5 protein-coding genes and 1 pseudogene are annotated in these 6,744 nt (G+C 64.4%); 1 reads left to right on the top strand and 5 read right to left on the bottom strand.

Annotated features, from left to right (window positions below; translation table 11 throughout):
* Positions 1-381 precede the first annotated feature (381 nt).
* The 5 genes and pseudogenes from ACTWPW_RS62285 to ACTWPW_RS62265 form a co-directional block, all read right to left on the bottom strand.
* The gene (locus ACTWPW_RS62285) at positions 382-645 is read right to left on the bottom strand and encodes a hypothetical protein (protein WP_443174733.1); all 264 of its coding nucleotides are present in this window, start codon (positions 643-645) and stop codon (positions 382-384) included.
* Positions 646-1,581: 936 nt separating this feature from the next.
* The gene (locus ACTWPW_RS62280) at positions 1,582-1,977 is read right to left on the bottom strand and encodes a hypothetical protein (RefSeq protein ID WP_443174732.1); all 396 of its coding nucleotides are present in this window, start codon (positions 1,975-1,977) and stop codon (positions 1,582-1,584) included.
* A 519-nt stretch (positions 1,978-2,496) separates the two neighbouring features.
* Positions 2,497-2,958 carry a hypothetical protein gene (locus tag ACTWPW_RS62275; protein ID WP_443174731.1) on the bottom strand — a complete coding sequence of 154 codons (462 nt, stop codon included), beginning with the start codon at positions 2,956-2,958 and terminating at the stop codon, positions 2,497-2,499.
* 1,439 nt (positions 2,959-4,397) lie between these two features.
* Entirely contained in the window at positions 4,398-5,195 is a 798-nt protein-coding gene (locus ACTWPW_RS62270; protein ID WP_443174730.1) for an SAM-dependent methyltransferase, read from the bottom strand.
* A gap of 713 nt (positions 5,196-5,908) precedes the next feature.
* Positions 5,909-6,032 (bottom strand): annotated as a pseudogene (locus ACTWPW_RS62265) (IS701 family transposase); the annotation flags it as partial.
* On the opposite strand from ACTWPW_RS62265, the gene ACTWPW_RS62260 reads away from it, so the two are divergent.
* Entirely contained in the window at positions 5,976-6,584 is a 609-nt protein-coding gene (locus tag ACTWPW_RS62260) for a hypothetical protein (RefSeq protein ID WP_443174734.1), read from the top strand. The pseudogene ACTWPW_RS62265 and the gene ACTWPW_RS62260 sit on opposite strands and share 57 nt — an antisense overlap.
* Positions 6,585-6,744 lie beyond the last annotated feature (160 nt).

The raw sequence follows: 6,744 nt of genomic DNA, 5'->3' as shown, positions 1-6,744 counted from the left end.
CAAGGCCACGGCATCGGCCTTGAACTCCTCCGAGTAGTCCTTCAACGCCATCGGCGGTCTTCTCGCTTCCTCTGGATCAAGCAAGATCCAGTATCAGCGTGTCCACCAACCAGGGGGAAGTACCGTTTTCGCCTGGCTCCCACCAATCCTCACCCTGGCTCGTCTTTACCTGCCGCCAGCGGTACACCGTCGACGACGTTTCCACTCGGCCGGAGGAGAGTTGCCGTGACCAGACTGCCGAAGGTGACGATGCTTACGGCGGTTCAGAGCAGATGCGAGGCATTCCATCTGTCCCGAATCTGCCAAGTGCAGGAAGCAGCGGCAGAGCTGAGAGCGCCGACATTTCCGCCTTACGGCTAGTCACTCGCATCCGAGCAGGGCTCAATCCCCGTACCAATACAGTTTCAGGCCGGGCTCCGCACGCCAACACGTCAGCAGCTTCCGCAGGGCTGCCACCAACCCGCGATACGCGTCATTGTCATCGACGGCCACCTCCTCCAGGCGCGCGACCACAGTCCCAAGCTGGGGTACGTCGCCGTGATCGAAGACGGCGTCCGAGAACGAATTGAGCTGTCCGAGGATCGGCAGCCAGAGCCAGCTCTCTCCGACATTGTCCATCAGGAGCTGCTCCCAGTCCGTTCCCATGTCCACCACCCAACCTCGCCGGAGGGCGGTTTCCCACTCCTCGGCACGGACACGGTTGTATTCACGCCGCTCCGCGCGGGTGTGGCCCGGCGAAAGGCTCTTGGGTGAGGCTGCGGAGGACGCAGTATGAATTCTCCCATCCTTGGAGAGTAGGTCCTCAAGGAGGTCAGGGGCCAAGGGCTTTCGAGCAGGTCAGGTGCCAAGACAAGCAGCGGCACCGGTCAGTATGCGCGCCGCCGCCACCCCACCTCGGCGAAGCCGAAGTACCGCTGCAGCTCGTTATGGGCAAGACCCGCCACAAGAACCCCCGCACCGCCATGCGCTACGTCAAACCCGGCCCCGAAGCCATCGCTAAGTCACCTGAGGTCCTGGCGCGCCGGCACATACCCACTGACCCTCGTTAGAAGAGTCACCTGACCGACCTGGAACCATCCTCGCGCCATATAGCTCTGGGTCTTCCTGGCCATTTATCGCCAGAGCTCGCAGCAGGAGATACCGGGGAAGTGAGGACTTGCGCCGCCTGCATCAGCCGTTTGGTGAGGTCCTCGTCCATGGCGCTCGGGCTGGCCAGGTGGCCGCTGCCTATGTCGGCTGGCGCGGCCGCATCGAGAATCGTATGCCTACTGTCGTTCTCTCCCACTCCGCCGTGCAGTGCGAGGAAGATCACGTCCACGCCCAGCAACTCTTCACCGAGCCCGGGTATCACCGCCACGCTGGGCAAAGTGGTCAGGGCGGGCGGAGCTCCGGCGACCGGCGCCCGTCCTAGACATTCCTCCCCGGCGGGGCCGAGTCCAGCCCTTGGCGGCGTCGAGAGCGTCCACGCGATATTGCACGCGCAGGGGCTGTAGTGACCTGCGCGCTGGAGATCGAGATGTCCCGTTCCACATCCGCACCACCGAAGAGCACGGCCACTCGCAGAAACTTACGGGGAGAGGTTCATGATAGGCAGTCTTCGAATGACCGCACAACGTCGCTGATATCGCCATACATGTGCATTGCGTCTTCCATGACGAGGATTTCCGCCGGTACGACTTTGCCTAGTTCTTTGGCTTCCGCGCGGTACGCATTAATTGGCGCAACAAGATCGCCCGGTACGAGTTGCGGATTGCCAATGACGACAGTCATCCCGGAGTTGTGCAAATACAGGGCTGCGACTAGCGCCTGCCGGGCGCGCACAGCATGCGGATCAACTAGTGCTATGTGCGCAACAGTGATCACCTTGCCCTTGCAACGGATCACCGCCTCCGGCGTGAGCATCTGCGTGACGTCGAATGCTGGGCGCAGAACTGGCGCTTCACGACTCACCAGAACAATAGGGGTGGAGGCCTTCATCCTTCCGCCTGTATTCGATTGCTCTTCAGAAGTGTGCAGCCGGGACGGGGAGGGTCGTCGACAGCCTTCAAGGCTGGCAGTTCCGCCATGTCGACGTTCGAGTGGAGAATCATCCGAAGACTGGTTTACTGTCGCCTCATCCGGCGATGGCATAGTCATCGTGATCCCGCGGAGGAAAATCTGGATCATCCGTCAGGTTCATGATGATCGTGGCGGCGCTTGAGCACGCCGCCACGATTGAGCGACACATCCCTTCCGCAGGAAGAGTCCTCTCTCCATTGAGAGGCTGCCGCGATAGCAGTACTCAGCCCATGCCGGGGGGTGACACGCGGCGGTTCTGCACAGAGGCGCCTGCGGCCGCCGGATTGACTCGGATTCAGTGAACCAGAGTCAAAGCGCGAGCGAAGCCTTAAAGCTCGTGACTCAGCGATAGCGACGACACCCGGCACAGTTCAGCGTATGCCTATCTGTCCCGTTTGCTTACCTGTCATCCCACCTCAGGGATGAGTTATGGACTCTCTACATAGCCGTCTTGGTAGACCACAGCGCCTTATCAGCGCTGCTGTAGATTACGGCGTTACCGTCGTTCTGAACGACCAGACGCGCACCCCGATTGCCGAAGGTCTTACTGCTCCACAGAGCCTTCCCGGCGGCTGACTTGACGGCCAGATTGCCATCGAGCAGCATTTCCGTGTATGCTCCCGCGTTGCCGTGAGTCTGGGAGCTCCACTCCGCCTTCTTTGTCGTCATGTTGAGCAGAACCAGATTGCCGTCACTTCCCTGCACCAGTCGGAACAGGCCATTGGGAGACTGGCGGAACTCACTGGCTGCCAGTCGCTCACCCCCATCCAGGACAGCGCCAGGGAGCGCCTGCCTTGCGATGCTGGTGGTGACCTCCTGAGCGTTTGCCGAGGTAGGAGCGAATATGGCCACGACTGCTGCAGAGGCAATAAATGCCTTGACAACGAGTTTGAGCGACATGAGAAAGGACTTTCTCGGGAGATGGTGATGCTGCTCTTTTGAGGTGCCATCGAACGCGTTCGAGGGGCCCTTATGACCCTAGGAAGGATGTCAGCATCGGCTACAGCTGACGAGAGATGATGCTGCCGATCTCCACCGCTTTCCTGCCATCTCGGCGAAGCCGAGCATGGATTGTCTGCCGGGCAGCATTTCGCCCGCTGATCCCGCCAAGCCGCACATCCCAGCGCCAAGGCCAAATCGGGATAGTGGGTAGGGTGATCCAAGCGTTGCCCAGGTCCTCCAGATCTGGCTGACGCTCAGGTTGACTGTCTTGCTGACCCAGCGCTCCAAAGGTCCACGGCTCGTCCGTCTGATCCGAAAATTCGACAATCGCGTGGGCCGGCGACCGCGAACCCGCGTTCCGCAGACCCGGGTTCCGCAGTTCGTGTCGCCACTGGTGACACGCACCACCCTGGCCTCGGACGACGTTAAGGATCAAGGTGTCGAGCGGTGTTCCTAGTGACACGGATCGGACTTCCTTGTGCCACCACCGCGAACGCCGCTTACCTGGCCTGTTGCCCATAACCGTGTCACCAGCACCACCAGGAACTGCGGAACTCCGGGCAGATGTGCAGCGAGAAAAGTGCACGGATACCGGCTCTGAGCTGCGGAGAAACTTGCGGACATGCTGATGCGGCGTGTCACTTGGCGTGAGCGTTGAGCCTGGTCAGGCGCCTGCGGCGGGGATGGCTTCGACGATCTCTTCGGGGTCGGCGTGTCGCGTTTAGCCAGGATGTCGCGTTGAGGCTTGATCACCGGTATCGATCTGCTGCGCCAGCCACCGGGCAGGCATCACACTGTTATCCGCGGCAACCGCTTCTCCTTCTTGATCGTTGCTGCGAATGAGCACGCGAAGGCCGTTCTCATTTCACGACGCCACATCTGCTGACCAGGTCAAACGCGGACACCACTCCAGCGGACGCACCGCTTCGTATTCCCGGAACCGATCCGGGCTCCTGCGATGTCCAGCTGTGCGTAATCTCGGAAGGCCCGGTCGAATACTCCCCGGAGGCCCGCACCAGCAGCTGGCGCGAGCCGCCTCGTCCGCCACTGTGCGATACTGCGTCGTTCCGGTGTCATGAGACGAGCAGGGGTGCGGAGGCTGAGATCCTTCGTGACCTGTAACTCCCGCTCGCGGCTCTGGCTGGTCCCGCCAGATCTGCCACAGCCGATTACATCACCGACGCCGCCACCACCACCGACGAGCTGACAAAGCGCTGCCACAGGCGGTAGACGGAGACGCCGGCTGACATTCGCACACGGAATCGGACCGCAGTTCCCGATCGCCCACCCATTCATCGAGTCGTGAGCGGTGGCGTGCTGATTGGCTTGCCCTTCCCGGCAGGTGCACCGCCGGAATAGCCCGAGGGAGGCACGACCTGGGGGCTGTGGACCTCGCCCTACGGAACTCTCGCGACCATGCCGAAGACGCCGGGTTCCGCGGGTTCGGGGATGGGGTCGAAGTCGTCGTCGGGGCGCCAGCCTTGGATCGGGACGATGCCCGGATGCAGGAGCTCCAAGCCCTCCAGCCACGCGGCCATGTCTGCGCGGGTGCGGCCGACGACGGCTCCCTGACGGGTGCGGCGGTACAGCTCGCGGCCCTTCTCCGCCAGGTCGTCGGCCAGCTCGCCGGGGTGGCCGTGGGAGATGGCCACGTGGCTGCCGGACACCAGGGGGCGACGGAGCTCGGCGACGATGCGGGCCGCCTCCTTGTCGTCGGGGATGAAGTGCAGGATGGCCAGGAGCAGCACTCCTATCGGCTGGGTGAAGTCCAGGTGGCCGTCGACCGTGGGGTGGTGGAGGAGGGCTGCCGGGTCGCGGATGTCGGCGGGGGCGACCACCGTGCCGGGGTTGTCGGCGAGCAGCGCGCGGGCGTGGACGAGCACCACGGGATCGTTGTCAACGTAGACCACCCGTGAGCTCGGCGCCGCATGCTGGGCCACCTGGTGAACGTTCTCCTGCGTCGGCAACCCGGCGCCGATGTCGAGGAACTGTCGAACGCCGGCGTCGACGAGGACACGTACGGCCCGGTTCAGAAAGGCGCGGTTGGCCCTGGCGCTCTGGCGCGCGTTCGGCACGGACCGGAGTACCGCTTCGGCGGCCTCGCGATCTGAGGCAAAGTGATCCTTGCCGCCCAGCAAATAGTCATATATGCGCGCCGCGCTCGGCACGCTTGGGTCCACCCCCGGTAGGTCCATGGGCGAAAGGTTAATGGATCAAGCTCCTTTGCTGGCAATTTCGCGAAAGTGCTAGACATCGTCCCTCGGTCGCCTGAACGAGGTTTGCGCGCTCGCAGCGTGCCCAGACCACCATAGGGCCCGGACACGGTCACCCCCGGGCTGAATCGTCCGCCGGGCGGCATCGTCTGGAAGTCGAGCGGGACCGGCTGCCTACCGAGCACGACCAGAAACGCCGGGCCCGGGCCGGTGCCGACACCGGGGCGACCGCACGCGGCACCGCCGCGGAGGCGGTGTCATGGACGGCTCGACCAGCATGCCTTCGGTGCGATTACGCCATTGGCGAGGGGATCTGTCCCGCTTCCGCACGGTCGGGTGGACAGCGCTCTACGGCCGTGTGCCCAGCCTCGGGTGGGCCTTGCGTATCGTGCCAGCACGAACGATCCACGTCTCGGAGACCACACGCTGCTCCAGCCAGTGGTGCTTGGAGCTGCCACCTGGCATGGTTACAGCCGGTGGACACAATCTTGACGTGCCACGACGTGCCTGCGGCTGAGCCGCGGCCCGTGCCATCGCTGCGGGCGCCGCGACGGTCGGTACGGGAAACCGCCGCTCGGTGTGCGACCAGATGTCCTCAATCGCCGGTGATCTTCCCGGTGGCCGCCTCGTCGCGAAGTTCCTTGGCGGCTGGGACCAGACGAGGGCGTGGGCGATCGGGCGGGTGCTCGTGGTGGTCAGGTGTGCCAGAAGACGGCGGGTCTCGGCGGGTAGGAGGTGGATCAGGTCGCTGGGCTTTGGAGCATGAGCAGCGGTGACCGCGAGGTAGTGGTGAGCCAGCATGGCCAGGGTGATGTGCCGCTCCTCACCGGGTACCTGCAGCGTGGATGCCCCGTCCTTCAGGGCGGGAGGAAACGCGGAACGGCGGGCCATGGTGGTGTCCCGGTTGTGTCGGTGGTGGTCGGTAGCTTGGTGGGCATGTCCCGTTACCGGCTTCAGCCTTCGCCGGCTCAAGGGCAGGTGCTGGTGGAGTATTGCGGGCACGCGCGGTATGTGGGGAATCTGGCGGTGGAGCAGCGCGCGTTCTGGCGGCCTGGCCGGAAGTCCGCGCCGGGGTTTGCCGAGCAGTGCCGGCAGCTCACCCGGGCGCGGGCCGTGTTCGGGTGGCTGCGCGCGGGGGCGGTGATCGTGCAGCAGCAGGCCCTGAAGGACGTCGCCCAGGCGATGGCGAACTTCTTCGGCACGACCCATCGCAGGCCCACCTTTCGCCGGCGCGGGCGGGGTGAAGGGTTGCGGATCGTCGCGGTCAAGGCCGGTGACGTGTGCCGTCTGTCCCGCCAGGTCGGTGAGGTGAGGATCTCGAAGGTCGGCTGGGTGCGGTTGCGCGGTCGTGCGCCGTGCCTGCGGGTGTGACGTCGTTCCGGGTGACCCGCGACCGTGGTGGGTGCTGGCAGGTGGCGTTCGCCGTCATCCCTGAGCCGGTGCCCGCGCCGGGCTCGGGTGAGGTGGTGGGGGGTGGATCGGGGTGTGGCGGTCAGCGCCGCCCTGTCCACCGGCGAACTGCTGACGGTGC

Source organism: Nonomuraea sp. KM90 (assembly GCF_052246675.1).
Lineage (GTDB): Bacteria > Actinomycetota > Actinomycetes > Streptosporangiales > Streptosporangiaceae > Nonomuraea.
Note: the sequence above shows the minus strand (reverse complement) of the source record. Positions and strands in the feature narration are given on the sequence as shown.

Bases quoted from the DNA above. Each gene is read 5' to 3' on its own strand.
- ACTWPW_RS62275 (WP_443174731.1), bottom strand. From the start codon at position 2,958: ATGTCGCTCAAACTCGTTGTCAAGGCATTTATTGCCTCTGCAGCAGTC.
- ACTWPW_RS62280 (WP_443174732.1), bottom strand. From the start codon at position 1,977: ATGAAGGCCTCCACCCCTATTGTTCTGGTGAGTCGTGAAGCGCCAGTT.
- ACTWPW_RS62270 (WP_443174730.1), bottom strand. From the start codon at position 5,195: ATGGACCTACCGGGGGTGGACCCAAGCGTGCCGAGCGCGGCGCGCATA.
- ACTWPW_RS62285 (WP_443174733.1), bottom strand. From the start codon at position 645: ATGGGAACGGACTGGGAGCAGCTCCTGATGGACAATGTCGGAGAGAGC.
- ACTWPW_RS62260 (WP_443174734.1), top strand. From the start codon at position 5,976: ATGAGCAGCGGTGACCGCGAGGTAGTGGTGAGCCAGCATGGCCAGGGT.